The organism is Micromonospora sp. L32, from assembly GCF_052068055.1.
Classification (GTDB): Bacteria; Actinomycetota; Actinomycetes; order Mycobacteriales; family Micromonosporaceae; genus Micromonospora; species Micromonospora purpureochromogenes.
This window is the reverse complement of record NZ_JBQHDD010000003.1, coordinates 267,489-293,109: the sequence shown is the minus strand read 5'-3', so window position 1 is coordinate 293,109 and position 25,621 is coordinate 267,489. Positions and strand designations below refer to the sequence as shown.

Here is a 25,621-nt window from a genome sequence, read left to right as displayed (position 1 = left end):
CGGGGAGGGCCCGGCGCGACCGGTGGCGCGTGCGGAGCCGGATGTCCGCTGGATGCGGCGGCCGTCCACGTGGTTCGGGTGCGTTTCCGGTCACCCGAGCGACCGGAAACGCACCCGAAGGGCGACTCAGGCGGGGACCGGCGCCAGCTCGTCGGAGCGGGTCGGCCGCTGCTCGTCGGCGTCGACCAGCTCACGCCGGCCGGCGGAGTCGTACGCGGCCCGGTCCAGGGTGCCCTCCCGCGCGGCGACGATGGTCGGCACCAGCGCCTGCCCGGCCACGTTGGTGGCGGTGCGGATCATGTCCAGGATCGGGTCGATGGCCAGCAGCAGGCCGGCGCCGGCCAGCGGCAGACCCAGCGTGCTCAGGGTCAGGGTGAGCATCACGATCGCGCCGGTCAGGCCGGCGGTGGCCGCCGAGCCGACCACCGAGACGAAGGCGATCAGCAGGTAGTCGGTGACGCCCAGGTCCACCCCGAAGACCTGCGCGACGAAGATCGCCGCCAGGGCCGGGTAGATCGCCGCGCAGCCGTCCATCTTCGTGGTGGCGCCGAACGGCACCGCGAACGAGGCGTACTCGCGGGGGACGCCGAGGCGCTCGACGGAACGCTGGGTCACCGGCATGGTGCCCACCGAGGAGCGGGAGACGAAGGCCAGCTCGATGGCGGGCCACGCGCCGGCGAAGAAGCGCAGCGGGTTGAGCCGGCCGGCCGCCACCAGCAGCAGCGGGTAGACCACGAACAGCACGATCGCGCAGCCGACGTAGACGGCGGTGGTGAACTTCGCGAGCGGGGCGATCAGGTCCCAGCCGTACGAGGCGACGGCGTTGCCGATCAGGCCGAGGGTGCCGATCGGGGCGAGCCGGATCACCCACCAGAGCGCCTTCTGCACGATCTCCAGCAGCGAGCGGTTGAGCGCCACGAACGGTTCGGCGGCCTCGCCGACCAGCAGCGCGGCGGCACCGACGACCAGGGCGAGGAACACGATCTGGAGCACGTTGCCCTCGACGAACGCGCCGACCGGGTTGGTCGGCACGATGCCGGTGAGGAAGTCGGTCCAGGAGCCGGTCTTCTTCGGGGCGCTCGCCGCGCCGGTGTCCAGCGAGACACCGCGACCCGGGTCGGTGAGCAGGCCGAGGCCGATGCCGACGCCGACCGCGATCAGCGCGGTGGCGCCGAACCAGAGCAGCGTCTTCAGCGCCAGCCGGGCGGCGTTGGCCACCCCGCGCAGGCTGACCACGCTGACCACGATGGCGGTGAAGACCAGCGGCGGGACGGCCAGCTTGAGCAGCTGGACGAAGAGGCCGCCGACGGTGTCGAGGGTGCTGGCCAGCCAGCTCAGGTCATTGGCGCGGGCGAGGAAGCCCAGCGCCACGCCGAGGACGAGGCCGAGCAGGATCTGTGCGGAAAAGGGAATCTTGCGCAGGGCGGAAGCCATGAGGATGCGTCCAAGGTCTGTCGGAGGTCGGTGCGGGCGGCGTCAGAGAGCGGGCCGCGCCGGACAGACGCCGCTGGCCTGCAGTCGGAGATCGACGTACAGGCGCACGGTGAGGTGCCAGACATTGGTCATCGCCTGGCGACGCTACTCCCGGCCACCGCGCAACGGGAAGGACCGAAGGGCGTGAGGCTCCTTACAGGGCGGGTCTGCCGTCCGTTGACCGCTTCGTCACGGTCGGGTCCCGGCGCAGGCCCAGCGCCGTCGCCGCCGCCAGGCCCCAGCCGAAGGTCACCGCCAGCAGCACCCGCTCCAGGCCGCCCACCAACCCGCCCCGACCGGCGACCAGCATGGCCAGCGCGATCACGCCGGACAGCGGCAGCGCCAGCGCCGCGCCCAGGGCCGAGATCCGGCGCAACGCGGGCGTCGTCGCCGGGGACCAGGCCAGCGCGAGCATCGCGAAGACCACCGCCGCGACCGCCGCGATGCTCGACCCGCCGTGCACCAGGTCCGCCACCGTCGCCGCCTCGAACGGCGGCAGCGGACAGCCGGTGCTGCACGTCACCACCGCGGAGAGCAGGGTGAACCCGCTGCCCGCGCCGAGCAGCGCCGCGGCGAGGCGCAGCGCCGCCGGCAGCGCGGCGGCGAGCAGCAGCAGCGCCGCGGCCAGGGCGAAGACCCCGATCCGGTACGTCGGGGCGTACGCGCTGTCGGCGACGCCGGCCTCACTGACGTACCCGGTCAGGCCCGGACCGGGACCGGCGACCACGGCGACGATCACCGCGATGGTGCCGGCCAGCACACAGCCGGCGGCGGCCGACGCGGCGGCGGCCCGGGCGGGGCCGACGGCCCGGTCCGGCTCAGCCACGCCCGTGCGGCGTGGTCCAGCCGTGCAGGTCCGGGCCGAGCGGCACGATGCGGGTCGGGTTGATCATCTCGTGGGTGGCGTAGTAGTGCCGCTTGATCTGGTCGAAGTCGACCGTCTCCCCGAAGCCCGGCGTCTGGAACAGGTCCCGCGCGTACGCCCAGAGCACCGGCATCTCGGTCAGCTTCTGCCGGTTGCACTTGAAGTGCCCGTGGTACGCCACGTCGAAGCGGACCAGGGTGGTGAACAGCCGGACGTCCGCCTCGGTGATCTGCTCGCCCATCAGGTAGCGGCGCCCGGCCAGCCGCTCCGACAGCGCGTCCAGCCGGGCGAAGAGCGCGGTGTACGCCTCGTCGTACGCCTCCTGGGAGGTGGCGAAGCCGCACCGGTAGACGCCGTTGTTGACGTCCCGGTGGATCTCCGCCATCAACGCGTCCATCTCCGGGCGCAGCTCGACCGGGTAGAGGTCCGGCGCGCCCGGAGCGTGAAACCGCCGCCACTCGGTGGAGAAGTCCAGCGTGAGCTGGGGGTAGTCGTTGGTGACCACCCGCCCGGTGAGCGTGTCGATCAGTGCCGGCACGGTCACCCGCCCGGTGTAGTCCGGGTCGGTGGCCAGGTACGCGTCGGAGAGGAAGCCGATGCCCAGCACCGGGTCGAAGCCGTCCGGGTCGAGGTTGAACCGCCAGCCCCGCTCGTCGCGGATCGGGTCGACCGTGCCCAGCGAGATGACCTCATCCAGGCCGAGCAGGCCGCGCACGATCCTCGCCCGGTGCGCCCACGGGCAGGCGCGGCACCAGATCAGCCGGTAGCGGCCCGGCTCCAGCGGCCAGCGGTCCTGCTCGTCCGGCCCGCCCCCGGGGGGCGAGGTGGAGTGCGGGGTGACCCGACCGGTGAACCGGTTGGGCTGGCGGACGAACGCGCCGCCGCCGGCGGTCTCTGCGCTGAACTGGGCCCGGGCCATGCCGTCAACCTATCGGCTCGGCCCGCGGATATCCTGGCCCTCGGGCGTCCCCGCGACCCGGGCCGACGCGCCGCCGCCGAGCCCCTTCCACCCCCCGAAGGACAGCGCCGATGACCGTGGCATACCTCGTGGCCGGAGTCCGCACGCCGATCGGCCGGTACGCCGGCGCCCTCGCCGGGGTACGCCCCGACGATCTCGCCGCCCACGTGATCCGCGAGCTGGTCGCCCGCCACCCGTCGGTGGACTGGGCCCGCACCGACGACGTGGTGCTCGGCTGCGCCAACCAGGCCGGCGAGGACAACCGCAACGTCGCCCGGATGGCGGCGCTGCTCGGCGGGCTGCCCGAGGAGGTCCCCGGCAGCACGGTCAACCGGCTCTGCGGCTCCGGCCTGGACGCGCTGGCCACCGCCGCCCGGTCCATCGTGGCCGGCGAGGCCGACCTGGTGGTCGCCGGCGGAGTGGAGAGCATGAGCCGCGCGCCGTTCGTCATGCCGAAGGCGGCGACGCCGTTCGCCCGCACCGCCGAGGTGTACGACACCACCATCGGCTGGCGGCTGGTCAACCCGCTGATGAAGGCCGGCTGGGGCATCGACTCGATGCCCGAGACGGCGGAGAACGTGGCCGCCGAGTTCGGCGTCGACCGGGCCGCGCAGGACGAGTTCGCGCTGCGCTCCCAGCAGCGGGCCGCCAAGGCGCAGGCTGACGGCCGGTTCGCCGAGGAGATCGTGCCGGTGACCGTGCCGGCCGGGCGGCGCGAGACGAAGCTGGTCGAGGTCGACGAGCACCCCCGGGAGACGTCGCTGGAGAAGCTCGCCGCGCTGCCCACCCCGTTCCGCGAGGGCGGCACGGTGACCGCCGGCAACTCCTCCGGGGTCAACGACGGCGCGGTGGCCCTGCTGGTCGCCTCCGAGGCCGCGGTCGCCCGGTACGGCCTGACCCCGCTGGCCCGGATCGGCGGAGCCGCCGCGGCCGGCGTACCGCCCCGGATCATGGGCATCGGGCCGGTGCCGGCCACCCGTAAGCTGCTCGACCGGCTCGGCCTGGGCCTCGGCGACGTCGACGTGGTCGAGCTGAACGAGGCGTTCGCCGCGCAGGGCGTGGCGGTGCTGCGCGAGCTGGGCCTGCCGGAGGACGCCGAGCACGTCAACCCGAACGGCGGCGCCATCGCGCTCGGCCACCCGCTCGGCGCCAGCGGCGCCCGGCTGGCGCTGACCGCGGCGCTGGAGCTGCGCCGCCGGGGCGGCCGGCGGGCGCTGGCCACCATGTGCATCGGCGTCGGGCAGGGCATCGCGCTGATGCTGGAGTCCGCCGCCTGACCCGTCGCGCCGGTCGGCGGCGCGAGGTCGGGCGGCCGCCGGTGTCCCGGGCCCCGGGGCACCGGCACGTCACCGCCGCCGGGACGCTGTCGGGCGGACAGGTGATCACCGTCCAAATGTGGATCTCCCGCGCTCGGGCGTACGCGCCTAGAGTGGTCAGCACCACACCTTCCGCGGGTCGGCCGGTGTCGCCTCCGCGTGCCTGCGCGCGTCCGGACACCGGTGCCCTCCCGCACCGCGGCGACGAACTGGGGCGAACCGATGCAGATGCCGGACGGAACTCCCGCCGAGATAGACCTGAGCCGGCCGAGCGCGGCCCGCGTCTACGACTACTTCCTCGGCGGCGCGCACAACTTCGAGATCGACCGGCAGCTCGCCGAGCAGATCGCCAGCATGACGCCGAACCTGGCGGCCACCATGCGCTCCGGGCGGGAGTTCCTGCGCCGGGCCGTCCGGGTGCTGCTCGACGCCGGCATCGACCAGTTCCTCGACATCGGCTCGGGCATCCCCACCGTCGGCAACGTGCACGAGGTGGCGCAGGCCGCCAACCCGCAGGCCCGGATCGTCTACGTCGACATCGACCCGGTGGCCGTGGCGCACAGCCGGGAACTGCTCGCCGGCAACGACCGGGCCACCGCGATCCACGCCGACCTGCGGGAGCCGAAGCTGATCCTGGACGAGGCCCGGGCCAGCGGCCTGATCGACTTCAGCCGCCCGGTCGGCATCCTGCTCGCCGGGGTGGTGCACTTCATCCCCGACGCCGACCGCCCGGCCGACATCCTCGCCGCCCTGCGGGCCGCCGCGGTGCCCGGCAGCTTCCTGGTCATCTCCCACTCGACCTTCGAGGACCAGCCCCAGGAGATGCTCGACGCGCAGCGGCTGTCGGCGCGTACCGCCACCGAGATCACGCTGCGCTCCCGGGCCGAGATCACCGGCTTCTTCGGCGACTGGACGATCCTGGAGCCGGGCGTGGTGCACATGCCGCTGTGGCGGCCGGACTCACCCTCCGACGTGGACGAGCACCCCGAGCGGTTCGGCGCCTTCGGCGGCGTCGCCCGGTACGACCGAGCCGCCGGCTGAGTCCGACATGGCCGCCGTCCCGGATTCCGGCGGGGACGATCTCCACCGCCCCGGCGCCCAGCGGTACGCCGCCGACTGGGCCCGGGCGGTGCGTCGACTCGGTTTCGTGCCGCTGAGCGCGGACGAGACCGAGCGGCTGCTGCTCGTCCACACCGTACGGCTGGGCCAGGCCGTGCTGGCCCGGCAGTTCTCCGCCACCCCGGCGGAGGACGTGGGCCGGGCGCTGGTGGAGGCGCACCTCACCGAGCCCCGGGTGCTGGACTGGTCGGTGCACGCCCTCGGCCACCGGTTCCTGGCACAGGTGCTGCCGGACCGGGTCCACCCCGCCGACGTCGCCGACCGGGTGGCGGCGTTGCAGGGGGCGCTCGCGGCCGGGTTCGCCCGCGCCCTGCGCAACCGGACCTTCAGCCAGCAGGAACGCATCGCCCGCTCGGCCTGGCAGGCCCGGGACGCGGTGGAGCGGGCGCTGCGCGACAGCGAGGCGCGCTTCCGCGCGGTCTTCACCGGCGCGGCGATCGGCATCGGCATCGCTGGCATCGACGGGCAGATCATCGAGGTGAACCAGTCCTTCGCCGACATGCTCGGCTACCCCGTCGACGAGCTGCGGCAGATCAACGTGGCGTCGCTGTTCCACGCCGACGACGCCGCCGGCATGTGGGAGCTGTACCAGGAGCTGATCGAGGGCAAGCACGACCACGCCCGGGTGGAGAAGCGCTACCACCGCAAGGACGGCACCGTCGTCTGGACCGACCTGGCGGTCTCACTGATCCGGCACGACGACGGACGCCCCCGGTTCACGGTGGCGATGATCGAGGACATCACCGAGCGGTACGAACTCCAGCAGCGGCTGCGGTTCCAGGCCCTGCACGACCCGCTGACCGGCCTGCCCAACCGGACGCTGTTCTTCGAGACCCTGGGACGGTGCTTCGAGCGGGCCGGTCCGGAGCAGCGGATCGCCGTCTGCTTCCTGGACCTGGACGGCTTCAAGGCGGTCAACGACAGCCTCGGCCACGACCTCGGCGACCGGCTGCTGATCACCATCGCCCGCCGGCTCGCCGACTGCGTGGCCGGGCAGGGCCACCTGGTCGCCCGGATGGGCGGCGACGAGTTCGTCATCCTGGTCGACGGCGGCGACGGGCTGGACGACGCCGTCGGCGTCGCCGAGCTGGCCCTGGCCGCCGTCTCCGCCCCGGTGCTGGTCGGCGACCAGCAGCTCGCGGTCTCCGCCAGCGTCGGCGTGGTGGAGTGCCCGGCCGCGGAGACCAGCGCCTCCGAGCTGATGAAGGCCGCCGACACCACCCTGTACTGGGCGAAGGCGGAGGGCCGGGGCCGCTGGGCGGTGTACGACCCGGAGCGCAGCGCCGCCGACATCGCCCGGTCGGCGCTCGCCGCCGGGCTGCCGGCCGCCCTGGACCGGGACGAGTTCGTGGTCCACTACCAGCCGATCGTCTCGCTGCTGGACTCCGAGATGCTGGCGGTGGAGGCGCTGGTGCGCTGGCGGCACCCGGAGCTGGGCCTGGTCGGGCCGGACCGGTTCATCGGGCTGGCCGAGGAGACCGGCCTGATCGTCCGGCTCGGCGAGTGGGTGCTGGGGCAGGCCTGCCGGGACGCCCGGGCCTGGCACCGAGAGTTCCCCGCGCAGCCGCTGGTGGTCAGCGTCAACCTGGCCGCCCGGCAGGCCGACGACCCGGCCATCGTCGACACCGTGGCGGGCGCGCTGAGCCGGACGGGCCTGCCGGCGGAGCTGTTGCAGCTGGAGCTGACCGAGAGCGCGGTGATGGGCACCGCCGGGGAGCCGCTGCGCTCGCTGCGCCGGCTCGCCGGGCTGGGTGTCCGGCTCGCCATCGACGACTTCGGCACCGGCTACTCCAACCTCGCGTACCTGCGGCGGCTGCCGATCCACTGCCTGAAGCTGGCCGGCCCGTTCGTCGAGGGGATCCGGGCCGAGGACCCGGACGCCCCCGGCGAGCACCGGGACGAGCGCATCGTGGACGCCCTGGTCCGGCTCGCGCACGCGCTGGAGCTGTCGGTGACCGCCGAGGCCGTGGAGACCGCCGCCCAGGCCGAACGGCTGCGGGCGCTGCGGTGCGACACCGGCCAGGGGCGCTGGTTCGGCCCGCCGATGCCGGCGGAGGAGATCACCGCCCGGCTGCGCGGCGGGGAGGCGGCGGCGTGAGCGCTCGGGTCGGGCGCGGCGGGGCGTACCCGGGTGGTGGTCCCGCCGGGGGCCGTGGGCGACGGGCGGAGGCGGCGTGGGCCTGACCGATGCACAGGCGGCCGTGTCGGTGGTGGCCGCGCTGGCGATCCTGGCCGGACTGGCCGGCGTGGTGGTGCCCGGGCTGCCGGCGCTGCCGCTGTGCTGGGGCGGCGTGCTGGTCTGGGCGCTCTTCGGCGGCGCGGGCCCGGGCCGGTGGGTGGTGCTCGCCGCGGCCACCGTGGTCGCCGCCGGCGGGACCGTCGTCAAGTACGCCTGGCCGGGGCGGAACCTGAAGCGGACCGGGGTGCCCACCTCGTCGCTGCTCGCCGGCGGCCTGCTCGGGCTGGTGGGGTTCTTCGTGATCCCGGTGGTGGGGCTGGTGCTCGGCTTCGTCGGCGGGGTGTTCGGCGCCGAGCGGCTGCGCCTGGGCAGCAACCAGCTCGCCTGGCCGGCGACCGTGCAGGCCCTCAAGGCGGCCGGGCTGTCGATGCTGGTGGAGTTCCTGGCCGGGCTGGTCGTCGCCGCGCTGTGGGTCGCCGGCCTGCTGTTCGCCTGACCGTGGGCGCTCCCCCCTCTGGCCGCGACGATCCAAGGCTTCTTGTCGTTGATGGAGATCAAGGAGCAACCATCAGCCCTAGATTGACGGGGGGAGGGGAGAGGTGAGGGACAGGGAGGAGAAGCGGCGGCGCGGGGTGCCCGTCGGGTACGGCGTATTGCCGTACGAGTGAGAGAGAGGTGAGCGCCCCGCGCCGCCGCGAACCGGGCGTTGCCGAGCGCCCGGTGGTGGGCCCGTCGCGATCGGGCCTGGTCACAGGCACAAGGATGCGGCCGGAGCGCCTCGTGCGGCAACGCAATTTGTGGACATCGGGACTCGCGACCGATTGACCGTGGTGATCGACGAGACGAGACTCGGGCGCACTCGTACACCAGCCACCCCTCGGAGGAGCGGTGCAGGTCACCCGGATCGCTTACTCGCACCGGATCAACCCGGGCAAGTACGCGGCCCTGTTCGAGCAGGCCCGCCGGCTGGGCCAGGTGCGCAGTGAAGTGTGGCAGCGCTACGGCTCCGTGAGCGGGGTTGGCGCCGGGCTGAGGGACCGCCAGGTCCGGGACCGGTGGCTGAGTGACGGCACCCACGAACGGTTCGGTGTCCTGGCAAACGCCTGGAAGGAAACCGTCCGAGACGCGATGGCCGACATTGCGGCGAACATGGCCTCGGCAAAGGCCGAGGTACGCCGTGCGATAACCCGTCGCACCGGTGACTTGCAGGAGCGCAAACGGCTGTATGCGGTGTTGAATGCCGACCGATGGGCGCACGATCCGTTCCTGGCCCGGCAGATGCGCAAGCACTGGAAGCGCGGCAAGAACCGCACGCACAACCAAATCCTGGTCCGCGCCGACAAGCACCACTGCGTCGTTGACGGGCGTGGCCGGCTATGGCTTGCTGTCCCCGGTCTGCACCGGCGGCAGATGGTCCGGATTCCGCTGAACAGCACCGTCGCCCCCACGGGAACGCTGCGCCTGATTCTGCGCGACGGCAGGGTCGAGGTGCACCATCAGATAGACGCCGCAACCATGAGGACCTCCCAAGTGCCGTGCGGGCGTGCCACTGTGGGTGTGGACAAGGGCTACAGCGAGGTGCTGACCGACTCTGACGGCAACCATCACGGCACTGAACTCGGCACTTTGCTGAGGGCGGAGTCCGACCGTCGCAAGAACAAGGGCCAGCGCCGGGCCAAGCTGCGCTCGATCGCCAACACCGCCCGGGCGCGTGGCGACCACGCCAAGGCGGACCGCATCGCCTGCAACAACCTGGGCACCGCCAAGCGCGCCCGTCGACGCGTCCGGTGGGAGGCGATGGTGCGTACGGAGACGTTCACCGCGGTGCACCGCGTCGTCGACAAGGCCGCCACCGTGGTCGCCGAGGACCTTAGCAAGACCTTCGCCGGGCGCAGGTCGCTCGGCAAGAACACCAATCGGCGCTTGGCCGCGTGGACCAAAGGGATCACTGCGGAGGCGCTCAGGAGTGTGTCGGAGCGCAGAGGTTCTGTGCTCGTGCACGTCAACGCTGCCTACACGTCACAAGCCTGTCACCGCTGCGGTGGCCTCGCCCGCCGCGGCGGAGACCGGCTTTATTGCACCCGATGCAGGGTCGTGTGGCAGGCCGACGTGAACGCTGCGATCAACATCCTGCGACGACTAGGCGATTCCGACATCGCCCTGCACACCTCGCGCCAGCGGGTGAAGCAGATCTTGCAGGAACGGGCCGATCGCCAACGGATCAGACTGCCGATCCAGGACTCCAGCCCACCCCTGGTGGGCGGAGAGCGAAGTATCCGATCCGCTCAGCGATGAGCAAGTGAGAGGAAGCAGGTGTGCAGTGGCCACGACGCCCTCGCCGACCGCCGAGCAACCGATGGACGACGACGCCCGACGGCTCGCCGAACTCGGTTATCAGCAGGAGTTGCGCCGCAAGTGGAGCGGCTTCTCCAACTTCGCCATCTCGTTCTCGATCATCTCGATCCTGGCCGGCTGCTTCACCACCTTCGGTCAGGCGTGGAACAACGGCGGCCCGGTCGCCATCTCCTGGGGCTGGCCGCTGATCTCGCTGTTCATCCTGATCATCGGCTTCTGCATGGCCGAGCTGGTCTCGGCGTACCCGACGGCGGGCGGCATCTACTGGTGGGCGGCGAAGATGGGCCGCCCGGTGCACGGCTGGTTCACCGGCTGGCTCAACCTGATCGGGCTGGTCGCCGTCACCGCCTCGGTGGACTACGGCTGCGCGACCTTCCTCAACCTGACCCTGTCGGCGCTCTTCGACGGTTGGGCGGGGACGCTGCGCCAGGCGTTCCTGCTGTTCGTGATCATCCTGGTGCTGCACGGGCTGATCAACATCTTCGGGCACCGGATCATCGACGTGCTCCAGAACGTCTCGGTCTGGTGGCACGTGGCCGGCGCGGCGGCCGTGGTGGCGATCCTGCTGCTGGTGCCGGACGACCACCAGAGCTTCACGTTCGTCTTCACCGAGCGGTTCAACAACTCCGGCTTCGGCGACGGCGACACCGGCGGGCTGACCTTCTGGTTCTACGTGCTCCCACTGGGCTTCCTGCTCACCCAGTACACGATCACCGGCTTCGACGCCTGCGCGCACGTCTCCGAGGAAACCCGGGGCGCGTCCCAGGCCGCCGCCAAGGGACTCTGGCGGTCGATCTTCTATTCCGCGGTCGGCGGCTGGATCCTGCTGCTGGCCTTCCTCTTCGCCGCCACCGACGTCGACGCGATCAACGAGGCCGGCGGCTTCTCCGGGGCGATCTTCGAGACCGCGCTGACGCCGTTCTTCTTCAAGGCCGTCATCATCATCTCCACCATCGGCCAGTTCTTCTGCGGAATGAGCTGCGTGACCTCGATGAGCCGGATGACGTACGCGTTCAGCCGGGACCGCGCGGTGCCCGGCTGGCGGCTCTGGTCGAAGGTGGACCGCAACGGCACCCCGGTCAACGCGATCATCGGCGCCACCCTGGCCGGGCTGGTGCTCACCCTGCCAGCCCTCTACGAGAGCCCGTCCGGCATCCCGGTCGCCTTCTACGCCGTGGTCTCGGTGGCGGTGCTCGGGCTCTACCTGTCGTTCGTCATCCCGATCGCGCTGCGGCTGCGGATGGGGGACCGGTTCCAGCCCGGGCCGTGGACGCTCGGCCCGAAGTACAAGCTGCTCGGCTGGATCGCGGTGATCGAGATCGCGGTCATCTCGGTCTACTTCGTGCTGCCGATCGTCCCCGCCGGGGTACCCGGCAACGCCGACTTCAGCTGGTCGGCGGTGAACTACGCGCCGCTCGCCGTGGGCGGGTTGCTGCTGCTGGTCGCCGTCTGGTGGTACGCCTCGGCCCGGAAGTGGTTCACCGGCCCCCGCCGTACCGTCGACCTGCCGGCGCCGCGAGCGGCCACCGACGCCGCGCGGGCCGACGAGCCGGCCTGACCCGCCCCCCTCGTCGGCGCCGGGTCACCCGGCGCCGACGAGGAGCGCCGGGGGTTGCGGCTGCCGCGCCCCGGCCGGGAAGCGGAGGACGCGGTCGTCGTCCGCCGCCGGGCTGCCCCGGCCGTCCCGGTTGCTGGTGGTCACCCAGAGCGCGCCGTCCGGGGCCACCTCGACGGTACGCAGGCGACCGTAGGCCCCCTGCAAGACGGCGGTCGGCGTGCCGACCCGACCGGCGGCGTCAACGGGTACGGCCCAGAGCCGCGCTCCCCGCAGCGCCGCGACGAACAGCGTGCCAGCGGCGAAGGCCGCCCCGCTCGGTGACGCCTCCGCGGGTGACCAGACGACGACCGGGTCGCGGAACCGGGGATCGCCGCTTCTGCCCTCGACGACCGGCCAGCCGTAGTTGCCGCCCGGCACGATCCGGTTCACCTCGTCCCAGGTGCTCTGGCCGAACTCGGTGGCGAACAGCCGCCCCCGCCGGTCCCAGGCGAGACCCTGCACGTTGCGGTGACCGTAGCTGTAGACCAGCGAACCGGGGAACGGGTTGTCCGCCGGCACCCCGCCGTCCGGCCGCATTCGCAGGATCTTGCCGTTCCGGCTGGCCAGGTTCTGCGCGTTGGCGGGGACGACGGCGTCACCGATGCCGGCGTAGAGCATGCCGTCGGGGCCGAACGCGATTCGGCCGCCGTCATGGGCGGCCGCCCGGGTGATACCGCTGAGGATCACCTGGAGGGACTGTGGCGCGTGGAGCCGGAACCGCGCGATCCGGATGTCGGAGGCGGTGGTGTAGCAGACGTAGACCAGCCGGTCCCGCCGGAACCTGGGGGAGACGGCCAGCCCGAGCAGGCCCGCCTCCCCACCGGCGACCACGCCGGCGATCCGGGCGACCTGACGTGGCGGGGCACCGGGCCGGACCCGCACGACGGTGCCCAGGTTGCGCTGGGCCACCAGCGCGCTGCCGTCGGGCAGGAAGTCGAGCCCCCAGGGCGCCTCCAGGCCGGCGGCGACCACCTGCGGGTTCGTGAAATCGAAGCCGGCTGGGACTGGCGGCCGTCCGGTCCCGACCGGCGGCTGCCGATCCGCCCGGGCGTCCGTGGCGCCCAGCCCGACGGCGAGCACGGCGGCGACGGCGGCGACGATCCGACGCATGTGACCTCCCTCGGTTTCGTCCCCGACCGCGCCGGGGCACTGCCGGTTTGCCGGTAGGCCTGGATGATGACGGCCCGCTGCTGAGCAGAACGCCTCTGACCTGGGAATAGTTGCGGGTCACCCGCGCCGTGATCGACTCCGGTACGCCGAGGTGGGGGTGTCGGCGGGCCTCGGATACCGCCACCCCGGCGAGGTGGAGTGAACGATGAGCGGCCGCGTCGGAGGCGGCCCGGACGGCGGGGATCAGCCGGTCCTGCCCGATCAGCCGGTCGACCTGGTTTGCCGGGGGGCCGGCCCGGGGCATTGACGGTGATCCGCCAGGCCGGTAGACCTTGGTGATGGAGACTCGCCGATGAGGAAAGCTCCGCTCACGCTGGAAGAACTGCGGGTCGCCATCCGGGGCGGCGAGATCGACACGGTGGTGCTGGCCCTGACCGACATGCAGGGCCGGTTGCAGGGCAAGCGGTTCCACGCTCCCTTCTTCCTGGACGAGGTGGTCCGGCACGGTAGCGAGGGCTGCAACTACCTGCTCGCGGTCGACGTCGACATGAACACCGTCGACGGGTACGCCATGTCGAGCTGGGAACGCGGCTACGGCGACTTCGCCATGCGACCGGACCTGGCCACCCTGCGCCGGGTGCCCTGGCAGCCGGGCACCGCGATGCTGCTGGCCGACCTGGAGTGGCTGGACGGCTCCGGGCCGGTGATCGCCTCACCCCGGCAGATCCTGCGCCGCCAGCTCGACCGGCTGGCCGCGCACGGGCTGACCGCGTACGCCGGCACCGAGCTGGAGTTCGTGCTCTTCCGCGACTCGTACGAGGACGCCTGGCGGCGCGGCTACCGCGAGCTGACCCCGGCCAACCAGTACAACGTGGACTACTCGCTGCTCGGCACCGCCCGGGTCGAGCCGCTGCTGCGCCGCATCCGCACCGAGATGGCCGGCGCGGGGCTGACCCCGGAGAGCGCCAAGGGCGAGTGCAACCTCGGCCAGCACGAGATCGCCTTCCGGTACGACGAGGCGGTGGCCTGCGCCGACCACCACGTCATCTACAAGAACGGGGCCAAGGAGATCACCGCCCAGGAGGGCATGTCGATCACCTTCATGGCCAAGCCGAACGCCCGCGAGGGCAACTCCTGCCACATCCACTTCTCGCTGCGCGACGCCGACGGCCGCTCCGCGATGCTCGGCGACGGGCCCGCCCACCTGTCGGTGACCGGGCAGCGGGTGCTGGCCGGGCTGCTCGACACCATGCGCGAGCTGAGCCTCTTCTTCGCGCCGAACGTCAACTCCTACAAGCGCTACCAGCCCGGCTCGTTCGCCCCGACCGCGCTGCGCTGGGGCACCGACAACCGCACCTGCGCGCTGCGGCTGGTGGGGCACGGGCAGGGGATGCGGGTGGAGAACCGGGTGCCCGGCGCGGACGTCAACCCGTACCTGGCGATCGCCGCCCTGGTGGCCGGGGCGGTGCACGGCATCGAACGGGAGTTGGAGCTGGGCGAGGAGTGCCGGGGCAACGCGTACGACGACCCGGCCGCCGAGCGGGTGCCCGCCACCCTCCGCGACGCCCGCACCCTTTGGGAGTCCTCCGCCGTGGCGAAGGACGCCTTCGGCGACGAGGTGGTCGCCCACTACGCCAACCAGGCGAAGGTCGAACTGGCCGCCTTCGACGCCGCCGTGACGGACTGGGAACTCGTCCGTGGCTTCGAACGCCTCTGAGGCCGCCCGCCTCGGCCGCCCGTCGGGCCGGCGCGGGACGGGCGCGACGCGCCGGGACGACAGCTGCGCAGACACCGTGGAGAGGGCAGGGTGGGACGGGTGACCGACGTGCGGAACCCGGCGACCGGGGAGATCCTGCGAAAGGTGCCGGCCAGCTCGCCGGCGGAGGTGGACGCGGCGATCGAGCGGGCCGCGCGGGCGTACGAGAGGTGGCGGGGCGTGGCGCCGGGCGACCGGGCGCGGCTGCTGCGCCGGTTCGCCGCCGTGGTGGACGCGCACCTGGAGGAGCTGGCCCGGCTGGAGGTGCACAACGCCGGGCACACCATCGGCAACGCCCGCTGGGAGGCGGGCAACGTCCGGGACGTGCTCGACTACTACGCCGGCGCCCCGGAGCGGTTGACCGGCCGGCAGATCCCGGTGCCGGGCGGGCTGGACGTCACCTTCCACGAGCCGCTCGGCGTGGTCGGGGTGATCGTGCCGTGGAACTTCCCCATGCCGATCGCCGGCTGGGGCTTCGCCCCGGCGCTCGCCGCCGGCAACACGGTGGTGCTCAAGCCCGCCGAGCTGACCCCGCTGACCGCGCTGCGGCTGGGCGAGCTGGCGGTCGAGGCGGGCCTGCCCGAGGGGGTGTTCACCGTGCTGCCGGGGCAGGGCGGCGTGGTGGGGGAGCGGTTCGTCACCCACCCGGCCGTGCGCAAGGTCTGCTTCACCGGCTCCACCGAGGTCGGCACCCGGATCATGGCCGGCTGCGCCGAACAGGTGAAGCGGGTGACCCTGGAGCTGGGCGGCAAGAGCGCCAACCTGGTCTTCGCCGACGCGGACCTGGCGAAGGCGGCGGCCACCGCGCCGTACGCGGTCTTCGACAACGCCGGCCAGGACTGCTGCGCCCGCTCCCGGATCCTGGTCCAGCGCAGCGTGTACGACCGCTTCCTCGAACTCCTCGAACCGGCCGTGCGCGCCTTCCGGGTGGCCGACCCGGCCGCCGAGAGCACCGAGATGGGGCCGCTGATCTCGGCCGCGCACCGGGACCGGGTCGCCGGGTACGTCGACGGCGCGAAGGTCGCCTTCACCGGCTCGTGCCCCGACGGCCCCGGCTACTGGCACGCCCCGACGGTGCTGCTCGCCGAGTCGCCGGCCGACCGGCACTGGCGGGAGGAGGTCTTCGGGCCGGTGGTGTCGGTGCTCCCGTTCGACGACGAGGCCGACGCGGTGCGGCTGGCCAACGACACCGAGTACGGCCTGTCCGGGTCGGTCTGGACCCGGGACGTCGGCCGGGCGCTGCGGGTGGCCCGCGCCGTCGAGTCGGGCAACCTGAGCGTCAACTCGCACTCCTCGGTGCGCTACTGGACCCCGTTCGGCGGGATGAAGCGTTCCGGCCTCGGCCGTGAGCTGGGCCCGGACGCGCTGCACGCCTTCACCGACGTCAAGAACGTGTTCATCAGCACAGAGGAGTGACGAGCGTGCAGGGACGACTTCAGGACCGGGTGGCCGTGGTGACCGGGGCGGGCAGCGGGATCGGGCTGGCCACCGTGCGGCGCTTCGCCGCCGAGGGCGCGCGGGTGGTCTGCGTCGACATCGACACCGAGGCCGGCAAGCGGGCGGCCGACGAGGTCGGCGGCGAGTTCGTCGCCTGCGACGTGGCCGACGAGGCGTCCGTCCGGGACCTCTTCGACGGCGTGGTGCAGCGGCACGGCCGGGTCGACGTGGCGTTCAACAACGCGGGCATCTCCCCGCCCGACGACGACTCGATCCTGGAGACCGGCCTGGACGCCTGGGAGCGGGTGCTGCGGGTCAACACCACCAGCGTCTACCTCTGCTGCAAGTACGTCATCCCGCACATGCGCCGGCAGGGCAAGGGTTCGATCATCAACACCGCCTCCTTCGTCGCGCTGATGGGGGCGGCCACCTCGCAGATCGCGTACACGGCGAGCAAGGGCGGGGTGCTGGCGATGACCCGGGAGCTGGGCGTGCAGTTCGCCCGGGAGGGGATCCGGGTCAACGCGCTCTGCCCCGGCCCGGTCGCCACCCCGCTGCTGCTGGAGCTCTTCGCCGCCGACCCGGAGCGGGCCGCCCGCCGGCTGGTGCACGTACCGATGGGGCGGTTCGGGGCCCCGGAGGAGATCGCCGCCGCGGTCGCCTTCCTGGCCAGCGACGACGCGTCGTTCATGACCGCCGCGCAGTTCGTGGTAGACGGCGGCATCACCGGCGCGTACGTCACGCCACTGTGAGCGCGAGGAGTGAGCCGGGTCTGCGAGCCCCGCGGTCGCGAACGGTGCCGGCCCCGTGAGCCGCCCGCTGATCGGGATCAGCGCGTACGTGGAGCCCGCCGCCTGGGCGGTGTGGCGGGACGTGCCGGCGACCCTGGTGCCGCAGGCGTACGTCCGGGCGGTCAGCGCGGCCGGCGGCCGGGCCGTCGTGCTGCCCCCGGACGACGTGGACGCCGACGTGGTCCGGGTGCTCGACGGGCTGGTCCTGGCCGGCGGCGCCGACGTCGCCCCGGACCGGTACGACCAGCCGCTCGACCCGCGTACCGAGCCCCGGCCGGACCGGGACGCCGGCGAGCTGGCGCTGCTCGCCGGCGCGCTCGCCGCCGACCTGCCGGTGCTGGGGATCTGTCGGGGCCTGCAGCTGTTGGTGGTCGCCCACGGCGGGGTGCTGCACCAGCACCTGCCGGACGTGGTCGGCCACGACCGGCACCGCCCGGCCCCGGGCCGGTACGGCGCGCACCCGGTCCGGTTCGCGCCGGGCAGCCTGGCCGGGGCGGTGATGGCCGGCGTGGACCGGGTCAACTCCTACCACCATCAGGGGGTCGCCGACCCGGGGCGGTTGGTCGCCACCGGCTGGGCGGACGACGGGGTCGTCGAGGCGGTCGAGGATCCGCGTCGGCGCTTCCTGCTCGGGGTGCAGTGGCACCCGGAGAACGAGGCCGACCCGCGCCCGGTCACCGCCCTGGTCCGGGCCGCCCGTTCCAACTGACGGGAACGGGCGTCCCACTCTTCGGCGACGGGTGCGAGGATGACCGGCATGGGGAAGGTGTATCCGGAGATCGGCGGACGGCTGCGGGAGTTCATCGAGGCGCAGCCGGTGTTCTTCGTGGCCTCCGCCCCGTCCGGGCCGGACGGGCACGTCAACGTCTCGCCCAAGGGGATGCGCGGCACCTTCCTCGTCGTCGACCCGCTGACCGTGGCCTGGCTGGACTACCACGGCAGCGGCGCGGAGACCCTGGCCCACCTGCGGGAGAACGGGCGGATCACCGTCATGTTCTGCGCCTTCACCGGCCCGCCCAAGATCGTCCGGTTGCACGGCCGGGGCGTCGTCACCCCGCTCACCGATCCGGGCTTCGCGGCCCTGCTCGCCGGCTTCCCGGACCCGCCCGACCCACACGCCGTCCGGAGCGTGGTGACGGTCGCCGTCGACCGGGTCAGCGACTCCTGCGGGTACGCGGTGCCGCTGATGGACTACCGCGGCGAACGCGGCCTGTTGATCGAGTGGGGTTCCCGCCGCACGGACGAGGACCTGGCGGCCTACCGGAGCAGGAAGAACGCCGCCAGCATCGACGGCCTGCCGGTCTTCTGACCCGCCGCGCCGGCCGGACCGGCCCGCTCCGGGCGAGCGGTCCGCCGCCGGTGACGGCAGGATGAGACCCAGGTAACCAGCGTCCACCGGGACCGATGCGTTACGTTGCTGATCCGTCTGGGTAGAAGGCGGGGCACGGCCGGTGAACGCCGAGGCGTCGCGGGGCACGGCCGGAGCGGGAGGGGTGCATGAGCTCGGCCCAGGTGGGCGAGGGCGAGCGGAACTCGTCGGGTCGGTCCGGCGACGGCTCACTCCCTCCGCAGCTCGCCGAGGCGTTCGCGGCCGGTGGCGAGATGGGCCGGAGGCTGGCCGGGTACGACTGGTCCCGCACCCCCCTCGGCACCCCCGACACCTGGCCCGCGGCGCTGCGCCACGCGGTCAGCATGATGCTCGCCTCCCGCGCCCAGATCGCCATGTTCTGGGGTGCGGACCACCGGACCTTCTACAACGACGCCTACCTGCCCACCATCGGCACCAAGCACCCGGGCGTCATCGGTCAGCCGGCCCGCGAGCACTGGACCGAGACCTGGGACGTGCTCGGCCCGGTGCTGGACGGCGTGCTGCGCACCGGCGAGCCGTACCACGGTGAGGACCACCCCTTCGTCATCGACCGGCAGGGCTTCGTCGAGGAGGTCTACTTCGACGTCTCGTACGACCCGATCCGGGCCGCCGACGGGCGGGTCAACGGCGTCTTCTGCTTCGTGAACGAGACCACCGGCCGGGTGCTCGGCGAGCGTCGGCTCCGGGCGCTGGCCGAGCTGGGCTCCCGGCTCGGCGAGGCGCGCACCGTGGCGGAGGTGGGCCGGATCGCCGCCGAGGTGCTGGACGGGTACCGGGCAGACATCCCCTTCGCCCGACTCCGGCTCTACGACGACACCGGTCAGCTCGCGCTGGCCGGGTGCAGCGGCACCGGCCCCGGCAGCGTCCCGGCCGAGGCGTCGCCCGCGCTGCTCCGGGTCGCCGAGGAGGGCGTCGCCGCCGAGCTCGACGTGGCCGACCTGTTCGGCACGGTGCCGCCGGAGGCCGCCGACCGGGCCCTGGTACTGCCGCTGACCGCCACCAACGAGCCCGCCGGGGTGCTGGTCGTCGGCGTCTCCCGGCGGCTGTTCCTCGGCGACGAGTACCGCAACTTCTTCGACCTGGTCGCCGCGCAGATCTCCCGGGCCGTCGGGCAGCAGCGGGCGTACGCCCAGGAGCGGGCCCGCGCCGCCGAGCTGGCCGCGCTCGACCGGGCCAAGACCAACTTCTTCGCCAACGTCAGCCACGAGTTCCGCACCCCGCTGACCCTGGTCCTCGGGCCGCTGGAGGAGATGCTCGCCGATCCGGCGCTGCCCGCTGCGTACACCGACCGGCTGACGATGATGCACCGCAACGCGCTGCGCCTGCTCAAGCTGGTCAACACGGTGCTCGACTTCTCCCGGCTGGAGTCCGGCCGGCTGGCCGCCCACTACCAGCCCACCGACCTGGCCGACTACACCTCCCGGCTGGTGAGCACCTTCCGCTCGGCCGCCGCGCGGGCCGGGCTGAGCCTGGTGGTCGACTGCCCGCCGCTGCCCGGGCCGGTCTTCGTCGACCGGGACATGTGGGAGAAGATCGTCCTCAACCTGGTGTCGAACGCGCTGAAGTTCACCTTCGACGGCGAGATCCGGGTGCGGGTCCGGGCGGTCGACGGCGTCGCCCGGCTGGAGGTCAGCGACACCGGCGTCGGCATCGCGCCTGAGGAGCTGCCGCACGTCTTCGAGCGCTTCCACCGGGTGCCCGGCGTGCGCTCGCGCACCCACGAGGGCACCGGGATCGGCCTGGCGCTGGTCCGCGAGCTGGTCGAGATGCACGGCGGCCGGGTGGTGGCGAGCAGCCGGGTGGACGAGGGCAGCACCTTCACCGTGACGGTCCCGTTCGGCGCCGGGCACCTGCCCGCCGACCGGGTCGCCAGCGGCGCGCCGGCCCCGCTGGCCGAGCCGCAGCAGGCCCGGCTCTACGTCGCGGAGACCGCGATCTGGGGCGACGGCGGCGACGTCGCACACCCGCCGAAGCCGGACGACCGGGCGGTGACCGCCGGCGCCGGCCGGATCCTGCTCGCCGACGACAACGCCGACCTGCGCGAACACGTCACCCGACTGCTCGGCCCGTCGTACGACGTGGTGGCGGTGCCCGACGGCCTGGCAGCGCTCGAACAGGCGATCCAGGGCTCCTTCGACCTGGTGCTGACCGACGTGATGATGCCCCGGCTGGACGGCTTCGGCCTGGTCACGGCGCTGCGGGCGAACCCACGGACCCGGCACGTGCCGATCGTGCTGCTCTCCGCCCGGGCCGGCTCCGCCGAGGCGGTCGCCGGTCTCTCCGTCGGCGCAGACGACTACCTGACCAAGCCCTTCTCCGCGCAGGAGCTGATCGCCCGGGTCCGGGCCAACGTCGAGCTGGGCCAGCTGCGCGGCGAGATCATCCGTCGGCTCCGGGCGCTGGCCGACGCGGCGGTGGCGGTCAACACGGCCCGGTCCACCGCCGAGGTGGTGCAGGTCGCCGCCCGGCACGCGCTCAGCCTCGCCGAGGCGGCCCGGGTGCTCGTCACCACCGCCGGCGCCCGCCACGAGGTCGACGCCGGCGGGACCGTCCCGGCCGAGCCGTCGCACGTGCTGCCGCTGACCGGTACCGCCGGCGCGCAGCTCGGCGAGCTGCGGGTGTGGCACCGCGAGGGCAACGGCACCGAGCAGGCCGCGCTCGCCGAACTGGCCCGCCTGGTCGGGGTACGCCTGGAGAACGCCCAGCTCTACGAGGCGGAGCACCGCATCGCCACCACCCTCCAGCACAGCCTGCTGCCCCGGACACTGCCCCAGCTGCCCGGCGCGGTGGTGGCCAGCCGCTACCTGCCCGGCAGTGCCGATGTGGAGGTCGGCGGCGACTGGTACGACGTGATCGGGGTCGCCGACGACGAGGTGGTGCTGGTCATCGGCGACGTGGTCGGCAAGGGCGTCCAGGCCGCCGCCGCGATGGGCCAGCTGCGCAACGGGCTGCGGGCGTACCTGTTGGAGGGCTACGACCCGGGGGAGTCGCTGACCCGGCTGAACCGGCTGGTCGGCTCGACCGAGCGCCAGTCGTTCGCCACCGTGGTGTGCCTCTGGTTCTCCCCGCGCACCGGCCGGCTGCGGTACGCCAGCGCCGGGCATCCGTCCCCCCTGCTGATCCGAGGAGACGACGTGGCGTTTTTGCACGAGGCGGCGCTCGGCCCGCCCATCGGCGCCATCGCCGGCACCACGTACCGCACCGTCGAGGGCGAACTGGCCCCCGGCGGCCGGCTGCTGCTCTACACCGACGGGCTGGTCGAGGACCGGCAGGTGGGCATCGACGAGGCGTTGGCCCAGCTCCGCCGGGACGCCGCCGTCCGGGGCGAGCACGTCGCCGACCTGGTCGACGCCGTGGTGGAGCGGGTCGCCGAGCGGACCCGGCACGACGACGTCGCGGTGCTGGCGCTGGAGGCCGTCGAGCTCAACCGGTTCGTGCTGCGGCTGCCGGCCGACCCGACCCGGCTCAGCGTGCTGCGCAAGCGGCTGGAGGACTTCCTGGTCGCCCACCGGGTCGGCGAGACCGACCTGTTCGACCTGACCGTGGCGGTCTCCGAGGCCGCCGCGAACGCGATCGAGCACCCGGTGGCGCCCACCGACCCGACGATCAGCGTCGAGGTGACCATCGCCGACCGGACGGTGGTGGCGACGGTGCGCGACAGCGGCCAGTGGCGCGAGTCGACCGGGGCGGGCTTCCGCGGCCGGGGGCTGGCACTGATCCAGGCGCTGGGCGAGCTGACGGTCAGCCGGGGCGCGGACGGGACGGAAGTGCGACTGACCCGGCGGCTGCGGGACTGAGGCCCGCCCCCGGGCACCCGGCGCCGGTCAGTCCCGGCGCAGCCAGTCCTGCTCGCCGAGGCCGGCGATCTCCAGCACCCGGGCGACCTGCCGGGACGGCAGCACGGCCAGCCGGCCGGGAACGCGCTGGGCGAGCCGGACGACGGCGTGGATGGCGGCCGAGTCGAAGAACGTCACGGCCCGCAGGTCCAGCGTGACCCGCGCGGCGGGCTCGCGCAGGGCGGCCTGGAACATCGTGTCGGCGGTCGCCATGTCGACCTCGCCGGTCACCACGACGTGGAGCTGGTCTCCGTCGAGCTCCGCGCTCACGGAGAAGACGGGAGGCGCTCCTCCTTGATCCACGCAGCCACAATGGCACAGCCGTATGCGCACGGCAACAACCCTCGCGGCCCGGCCGTGGCGGGGGTCACCGCAGCGCTCGGCGATAGGCTGTCGCCATGACCGTCCGTGCGCCGCTGACCCCAGGCACGCTCTCCCCGTGGCGAGCGGTTCCTGGCCACATCGTCCGTCCGGAGTACGTGGGCAAGAAGCGTCCGCAGGAGTGGCGTGGCTCGCACGTGCAGACCCCGGAGACCATCGAGAAGATGCGGGTCGCCGGTCGGCTCGCCGCCCAGGCGACCCAGCTCGCCGGCGAGCACTGCAAGCCGGGGGTGACCACCGACGAGATCGACCGGGTGGTGCACGAGTTCCTCGTCGACCACGGCGCCTACCCGTCGACCCTGGGCTACAAGGGCTTTCCGAAGTCCTGCTGCACCAGCCTCAACGAGGTGATCTGCCACGGCATCCCCGACTCGACCGTGCTCCAGGACGGCGACATCATCAACGTCGACGTCACGGCGTACCTCGACGGGGTGCACGGCGACACCGACGCGACGTTCTGCGTCGGGGAGGTCGGCGAGGAGGCCCGGCTGCTGGTCGAGCGCACCCACGAGGCGATGATGCGCGGCATCAAGGCGGTCAAGCCCGGCCGCCAGATCAACGTGATCGGCCGGGTCATCGAGTCGTACGCCAAGCGGTTCGGCTACGGCGTGGTGCGGGACTTCACCGGTCACGGCATCGGCGAGGCCTTCCACAGCGGCCTCTACGTGCCGCACTACGACAGCCCGCGCCCGACCGACATCATGGAACCGGGAATGACGTTCACCGTCGAGCCGATGATCACCCTCGGCACCTACCAGTACGACATGTGGGACGACGGCTGGACGGTGGTCACCAAGGACCGCAGGTGGACGGCCCAGTTCGAGCACACCATCGTCGTCACCGACGACGGTTACGAGATCCTGACCCTGCCGTGACCGAGACCCCGGCCGCGTTGCGCGAGGCGCACCACGCGGACGTGTCCGGCGGCTGGCTGCGCCCGGCCGTCTTCGGCGCGATGGACGGGCTGGTCACCAACATCGCCCTGATCGCGGGCGTCGGCGGCGGTGGCGTCTCCCCGCGCAGCATCGTGCTCACCGGCACCGCCGGCCTGGTCGCCGGCGCCATCTCGATGGGGCTGGGGGAGTACACCAGCGTCCGCTCGGCCAACGAGCAGGTCGCCGCCGAGGTGGCCAAGGAACGGCGCGAGCTGGAGCGGCACCCCGAGGCGGAGGCCCGCGAGCTGGCCGACGCGTGGGTCGCCCGGGGCCTGCCCCGCGACCTCGCCACCCAGGTCGCCGAGGCGGTCCGGCGCAACCCGGAGGAGGCGCTGCGGATGCACGTCCGGGAGGAGCTGGGCGTCGACCCCGACGAGCAGCCCAGCCCCTGGTCGGCGGCGACCTCGTCGTTCCTCTGCTTCTCGGTCGGGGCGCTGGTGCCGCTGCTGACCTACCTGCTCGGTTTCACCAGCCTCTGGCTGGCGCTCGGCGTCGGCGCGGTGGGGCTCTTCGTGGCCGGGGCGATCGTCGCCCGGTTCACCAACCGCCCCTGGTGGACCAGCGGCCTGCGCCAACTCCTGCTCGGCACCGCCGCCGCCGCGGCCACCTACCTCGTCGGCGCCCTCATCGGCATCCAGGGCGGCCTCAACTAACCCCCTCCCGGCCCCTCCCAGGGGCCCCTCCCAGCGCGCACTTTCCGAGAAAGAGTGGCTATTCCGCGTCGGATAGCCACTCTTTCCGTGAAAGAGGTCGCAAGGCGACATGGGGGGTGGGTGGGGTGGGGTGGTTAGGTGGTGAGGAGGTCGTCGACGGTGCCGTCGACGGGGCGGCCGCGGGCGGCCAGTTCGTCGGCCTGCCGGCGCAGCACCGCGCCCACCTCGGTCATGTCGGCGCCCGCCAGGCCGGTACGCCGTACCGCGTCGCCGGGATCGCGGAAGTAGGTGCGGGTGAGCAGCCCGGTCACCGTCGCCGCCGCCAGCCGCGCCTCGCCGAGCATCAGCAGCGCCTGGTCGGTCTCGTACCACTCGGCGAGCCGGGCCGCCCGGGCGTGCGCCGCGCAGCCCCGGTACCAGGCCTGCCGGGCGGCGGTGCTGAACTCCGCCGGGCGGGCCCGGGCCAACCGGCCCAGGTGCTCGTCGCGCAGGGTGCGCAGCCAGCCGGTCGGGTCGTACAGGGCGGTGGTGGTGACGTACCGGTCGGCGGTCAACGGCCAGAGCGCGGTCAGCGCCCGGGCCTGCCGCAGGTACTCCTCCGCGCCGGCCACGGTGAGGTCGACCAGCACGCCGTCCACCCGCCGGGTCGACGGCCCCGGGCCGACCCCGGCCCGGTAGGTGGCCAGCAGCAGGCCGACCTCCCGGTCCCCGCCGCCGTCGTCGTCGCCGTGCGCCAGCGGGCCGTGCACCGCCACCGCCAGGATGTCCGCCGGGAACCGCCGCCGGGCCGCCTCGGCCACCCGTTCGGCGACCCGCCACCGTGGATCGTCGAGGTGTTCCTCGGCGCCGATCTCGGTGCTGCTGACGCCCACCGGGTACCACCTCCGTCACGGTTCGCGCACCGTCGGTACACCGCACCCTAGCCAGCGACGGCCGCCGTGTCGGGCCGCCGCGCCCGGGTCAGGCCGGCGCGTCGCCGACCGGTCCGCCGGTCGGCACCAGCCGGAAGATCCGGATCTCCCGGCCGCCGGCCCGCTCGACGTACGTCCGGTACGCCGGCCACTCGGTGACCAGCAGCCGCCACAGCCGGTCCCGCTCGGCGCCGGTGGCCACCTCGGCGCGGACCGCGATCCGGCGCCCCTTCACGTCCACCTCGGCGTTCGGGTCGGCGAGCAGGTTCATCGCCCAGCCCGGCTGGTGCTGCTGCCCCCAGTTCGACCCGATCACCACGTACGCGTCGCCGTCCGGCACGTACAGCAGGGGGTTGCTGCGGGGCTTGCCGGAACGGCGGCCGGTGGTGGTGATGACCAGCGAGGGGATCAGCCCGAGGGCGACCACCCGGCCGCGGGTGAGCCGCCCGACCACCCGGTCGGCGGGGACGAGCAGGCGCATGGTCGCGCCGAACCACGCGTGGTGACCGAGTCGGCGCGTGAGGGTTCCCAGGACGGACACGCCGCCAGTCTGCCGGCTCGGCGGGCCCGACGACACCCC

The 25,621-nt window shown here is 73.3% G+C and carries 21 protein-coding genes; 14 read left to right on the top strand and 7 right to left on the bottom strand.

Going from position 1 to position 25,621, the window contains the following annotated elements:
* Window positions 1-126 precede the first annotated feature (126 nt).
* The 3 genes from ACTMTB_RS10220 to ACTMTB_RS10210 all read right to left on the bottom strand — a co-directional run bounded on the left by ACTMTB_RS10220 (window position 127) and on the right by ACTMTB_RS10210 (window position 3,257).
* Window positions 127-1,422, bottom strand: a complete 1,296-nt coding sequence (locus tag ACTMTB_RS10220; protein WP_441144994.1) for a dicarboxylate/amino acid:cation symporter — start codon at window positions 1,420-1,422, stop codon at window positions 127-129.
* A gap of 205 nt (window positions 1,423-1,627) precedes the next feature.
* Window positions 1,628-2,299, bottom strand: a complete 672-nt coding sequence (locus tag ACTMTB_RS10215) for a DUF998 domain-containing protein (protein WP_441144441.1) — start codon at window positions 2,297-2,299, stop codon at window positions 1,628-1,630.
* Window positions 2,292-3,257 carry a glutathione S-transferase family protein gene (locus tag ACTMTB_RS10210; protein WP_441144440.1) on the bottom strand — a complete coding sequence of 322 codons (966 nt, stop codon included), beginning with the start codon at window positions 3,255-3,257 and terminating at the stop codon, window positions 2,292-2,294. The genes ACTMTB_RS10215 and ACTMTB_RS10210 overlap by 8 nt, the downstream gene beginning before the upstream one ends.
* A gap of 110 nt (window positions 3,258-3,367) precedes the next feature.
* Between ACTMTB_RS10210 and pcaF the strand changes: the two genes are divergently transcribed.
* The 6 genes from pcaF to ACTMTB_RS10180 all read left to right on the top strand — a co-directional run bounded on the left by pcaF (window position 3,368) and on the right by ACTMTB_RS10180 (window position 11,823).
* Window positions 3,368-4,573: a 3-oxoadipyl-CoA thiolase gene (pcaF, locus tag ACTMTB_RS10205; RefSeq protein WP_154943525.1), complete on the top strand. Its 1,206-nt coding sequence runs from the start codon at window positions 3,368-3,370 to the stop codon at window positions 4,571-4,573.
* Window positions 4,574-4,834: 261 nt separating this feature from the next.
* Window positions 4,835-5,653 (top strand): SAM-dependent methyltransferase, encoded by an 819-nt coding sequence (locus ACTMTB_RS10200; RefSeq protein ID WP_441144437.1) that lies wholly within the window; start codon window positions 4,835-4,837, stop codon window positions 5,651-5,653.
* A gap of 7 nt (window positions 5,654-5,660) precedes the next feature.
* Window positions 5,661-7,829: a putative bifunctional diguanylate cyclase/phosphodiesterase gene (locus tag ACTMTB_RS10195; protein WP_441144434.1), complete on the top strand. Its 2,169-nt coding sequence runs from the start codon at window positions 5,661-5,663 to the stop codon at window positions 7,827-7,829.
* A 76-nt stretch (window positions 7,830-7,905) separates the two neighbouring features.
* Window positions 7,906-8,406: a DUF456 domain-containing protein gene (locus ACTMTB_RS10190; RefSeq protein ID WP_441144432.1), complete on the top strand. Its 501-nt coding sequence runs from the start codon at window positions 7,906-7,908 to the stop codon at window positions 8,404-8,406.
* A gap of 392 nt (window positions 8,407-8,798) precedes the next feature.
* Window positions 8,799-10,205 carry an RNA-guided endonuclease TnpB family protein gene (locus ACTMTB_RS10185; RefSeq protein ID WP_441144430.1) on the top strand — a complete coding sequence of 469 codons (1,407 nt, stop codon included), beginning with the start codon at window positions 8,799-8,801 and terminating at the stop codon, window positions 10,203-10,205.
* A gap of 25 nt (window positions 10,206-10,230) precedes the next feature.
* Window positions 10,231-11,823 (top strand): amino acid permease, encoded by a 1,593-nt coding sequence (locus ACTMTB_RS10180; protein ID WP_441144428.1) that lies wholly within the window; start codon window positions 10,231-10,233, stop codon window positions 11,821-11,823.
* Window positions 11,824-11,847: 24 nt separating this feature from the next.
* On the opposite strand, the gene ACTMTB_RS10175 is transcribed toward ACTMTB_RS10180, so the two are convergent.
* Window positions 11,848-12,972, bottom strand: a complete 1,125-nt coding sequence (locus ACTMTB_RS10175; RefSeq protein ID WP_441144426.1) for a PQQ-dependent sugar dehydrogenase — start codon at window positions 12,970-12,972, stop codon at window positions 11,848-11,850.
* Between the two features lie 352 nt (window positions 12,973-13,324).
* On the opposite strand from ACTMTB_RS10175, the gene ACTMTB_RS10170 reads away from it, so the two are divergent.
* From ACTMTB_RS10170 to ACTMTB_RS10145, 6 genes are all read left to right on the top strand, one after another.
* Window positions 13,325-14,689 (top strand): glutamine synthetase family protein, encoded by a 1,365-nt coding sequence (locus tag ACTMTB_RS10170; protein ID WP_441144424.1) that lies wholly within the window; start codon window positions 13,325-13,327, stop codon window positions 14,687-14,689.
* A 108-nt stretch (window positions 14,690-14,797) separates the two neighbouring features.
* Window positions 14,798-16,144 carry an aldehyde dehydrogenase family protein gene (locus tag ACTMTB_RS10165; protein WP_246158795.1) on the top strand — a complete coding sequence of 449 codons (1,347 nt, stop codon included), beginning with the start codon at window positions 14,798-14,800 and terminating at the stop codon, window positions 16,142-16,144.
* A gap of 5 nt (window positions 16,145-16,149) precedes the next feature.
* Window positions 16,150-16,917: a 3-oxoacyl-ACP reductase gene (locus ACTMTB_RS10160; protein ID WP_441144422.1), complete on the top strand. Its 768-nt coding sequence runs from the start codon at window positions 16,150-16,152 to the stop codon at window positions 16,915-16,917.
* Between the two features lie 55 nt (window positions 16,918-16,972).
* On the top strand, window positions 16,973-17,665 hold the full coding sequence (locus tag ACTMTB_RS10155) for a gamma-glutamyl-gamma-aminobutyrate hydrolase family protein (protein ID WP_441144420.1): 693 nt from the start codon (window positions 16,973-16,975) through the stop codon (window positions 17,663-17,665).
* Between the two features lie 48 nt (window positions 17,666-17,713).
* Complete coding sequence (locus ACTMTB_RS10150; protein WP_441144418.1) at window positions 17,714-18,265, top strand: pyridoxamine 5'-phosphate oxidase family protein; 552 nt, start codon at window positions 17,714-17,716, stop codon at window positions 18,263-18,265.
* A gap of 188 nt (window positions 18,266-18,453) precedes the next feature.
* Window positions 18,454-22,122, top strand: coding sequence for a SpoIIE family protein phosphatase (locus ACTMTB_RS10145; RefSeq protein ID WP_441144416.1), 3,669 nt, complete (start codon window positions 18,454-18,456; stop codon window positions 22,120-22,122).
* Between the two features lie 27 nt (window positions 22,123-22,149).
* Here ACTMTB_RS10145 and ACTMTB_RS10140 read toward each other — a convergent pair whose 3' ends face one another.
* On the bottom strand, window positions 22,150-22,464 hold the full coding sequence (locus ACTMTB_RS10140; RefSeq protein WP_441144414.1) for an STAS domain-containing protein: 315 nt from the start codon (window positions 22,462-22,464) through the stop codon (window positions 22,150-22,152).
* Between the two features lie 95 nt (window positions 22,465-22,559).
* Between ACTMTB_RS10140 and map the strand changes: the two genes are divergently transcribed.
* Together map and ACTMTB_RS10130 are read left to right on the top strand one after the other, a co-directional pair.
* On the top strand, window positions 22,560-23,417 hold the full coding sequence (map, locus tag ACTMTB_RS10135) for a type I methionyl aminopeptidase (protein ID WP_088963427.1): 858 nt from the start codon (window positions 22,560-22,562) through the stop codon (window positions 23,415-23,417).
* On the top strand, window positions 23,414-24,130 hold the full coding sequence (locus ACTMTB_RS10130; protein ID WP_441144412.1) for a VIT1/CCC1 transporter family protein: 717 nt from the start codon (window positions 23,414-23,416) through the stop codon (window positions 24,128-24,130). The genes map and ACTMTB_RS10130 overlap by 4 nt, the downstream gene beginning before the upstream one ends.
* A 134-nt stretch (window positions 24,131-24,264) precedes the next feature.
* On the opposite strand, the gene ACTMTB_RS10125 is transcribed toward ACTMTB_RS10130, so the two are convergent.
* Window positions 24,265-25,002, bottom strand: a complete 738-nt coding sequence (locus tag ACTMTB_RS10125) for a nucleotidyltransferase domain-containing protein (RefSeq protein WP_441144410.1) — start codon at window positions 25,000-25,002, stop codon at window positions 24,265-24,267.
* Window positions 25,003-25,090: 88 nt separating this feature from the next.
* Window positions 25,091-25,582, bottom strand: a complete 492-nt coding sequence (locus tag ACTMTB_RS10120; protein WP_441144408.1) for a nitroreductase family deazaflavin-dependent oxidoreductase — start codon at window positions 25,580-25,582, stop codon at window positions 25,091-25,093.
* Window positions 25,583-25,621 lie beyond the last annotated feature (39 nt).

What these genes read in the sequence shown, in the direction of transcription:
- ACTMTB_RS10145 (WP_441144416.1), top strand. Translation starts at nt 18,454, where the DNA reads ATGAGCTCGGCCCAGGTGGGCGAGGGCGAGCGGAACTCGTCGGGTCGG.
- ACTMTB_RS10175 (WP_441144426.1), bottom strand. Translation starts at nt 12,972, where the DNA reads ATGCGTCGGATCGTCGCCGCCGTCGCCGCCGTGCTCGCCGTCGGGCTG.
- ACTMTB_RS10150 (WP_441144418.1), top strand. Translation starts at nt 17,714, where the DNA reads ATGGGGAAGGTGTATCCGGAGATCGGCGGACGGCTGCGGGAGTTCATC.
- ACTMTB_RS10210 (WP_441144440.1), bottom strand. Translation starts at nt 3,257, where the DNA reads ATGGCCCGGGCCCAGTTCAGCGCAGAGACCGCCGGCGGCGGCGCGTTC.
- ACTMTB_RS10170 (WP_441144424.1), top strand. Translation starts at nt 13,325, where the DNA reads ATGAGGAAAGCTCCGCTCACGCTGGAAGAACTGCGGGTCGCCATCCGG.
- map (WP_088963427.1), top strand. Translation starts at nt 22,560, where the DNA reads ATGACCGTCCGTGCGCCGCTGACCCCAGGCACGCTCTCCCCGTGGCGA.
- pcaF (WP_154943525.1), top strand. Translation starts at nt 3,368, where the DNA reads ATGACCGTGGCATACCTCGTGGCCGGAGTCCGCACGCCGATCGGCCGG.
- ACTMTB_RS10200 (WP_441144437.1), top strand. Translation starts at nt 4,835, where the DNA reads ATGCAGATGCCGGACGGAACTCCCGCCGAGATAGACCTGAGCCGGCCG.
- ACTMTB_RS10195 (WP_441144434.1), top strand. Translation starts at nt 5,661, where the DNA reads ATGGCCGCCGTCCCGGATTCCGGCGGGGACGATCTCCACCGCCCCGGC.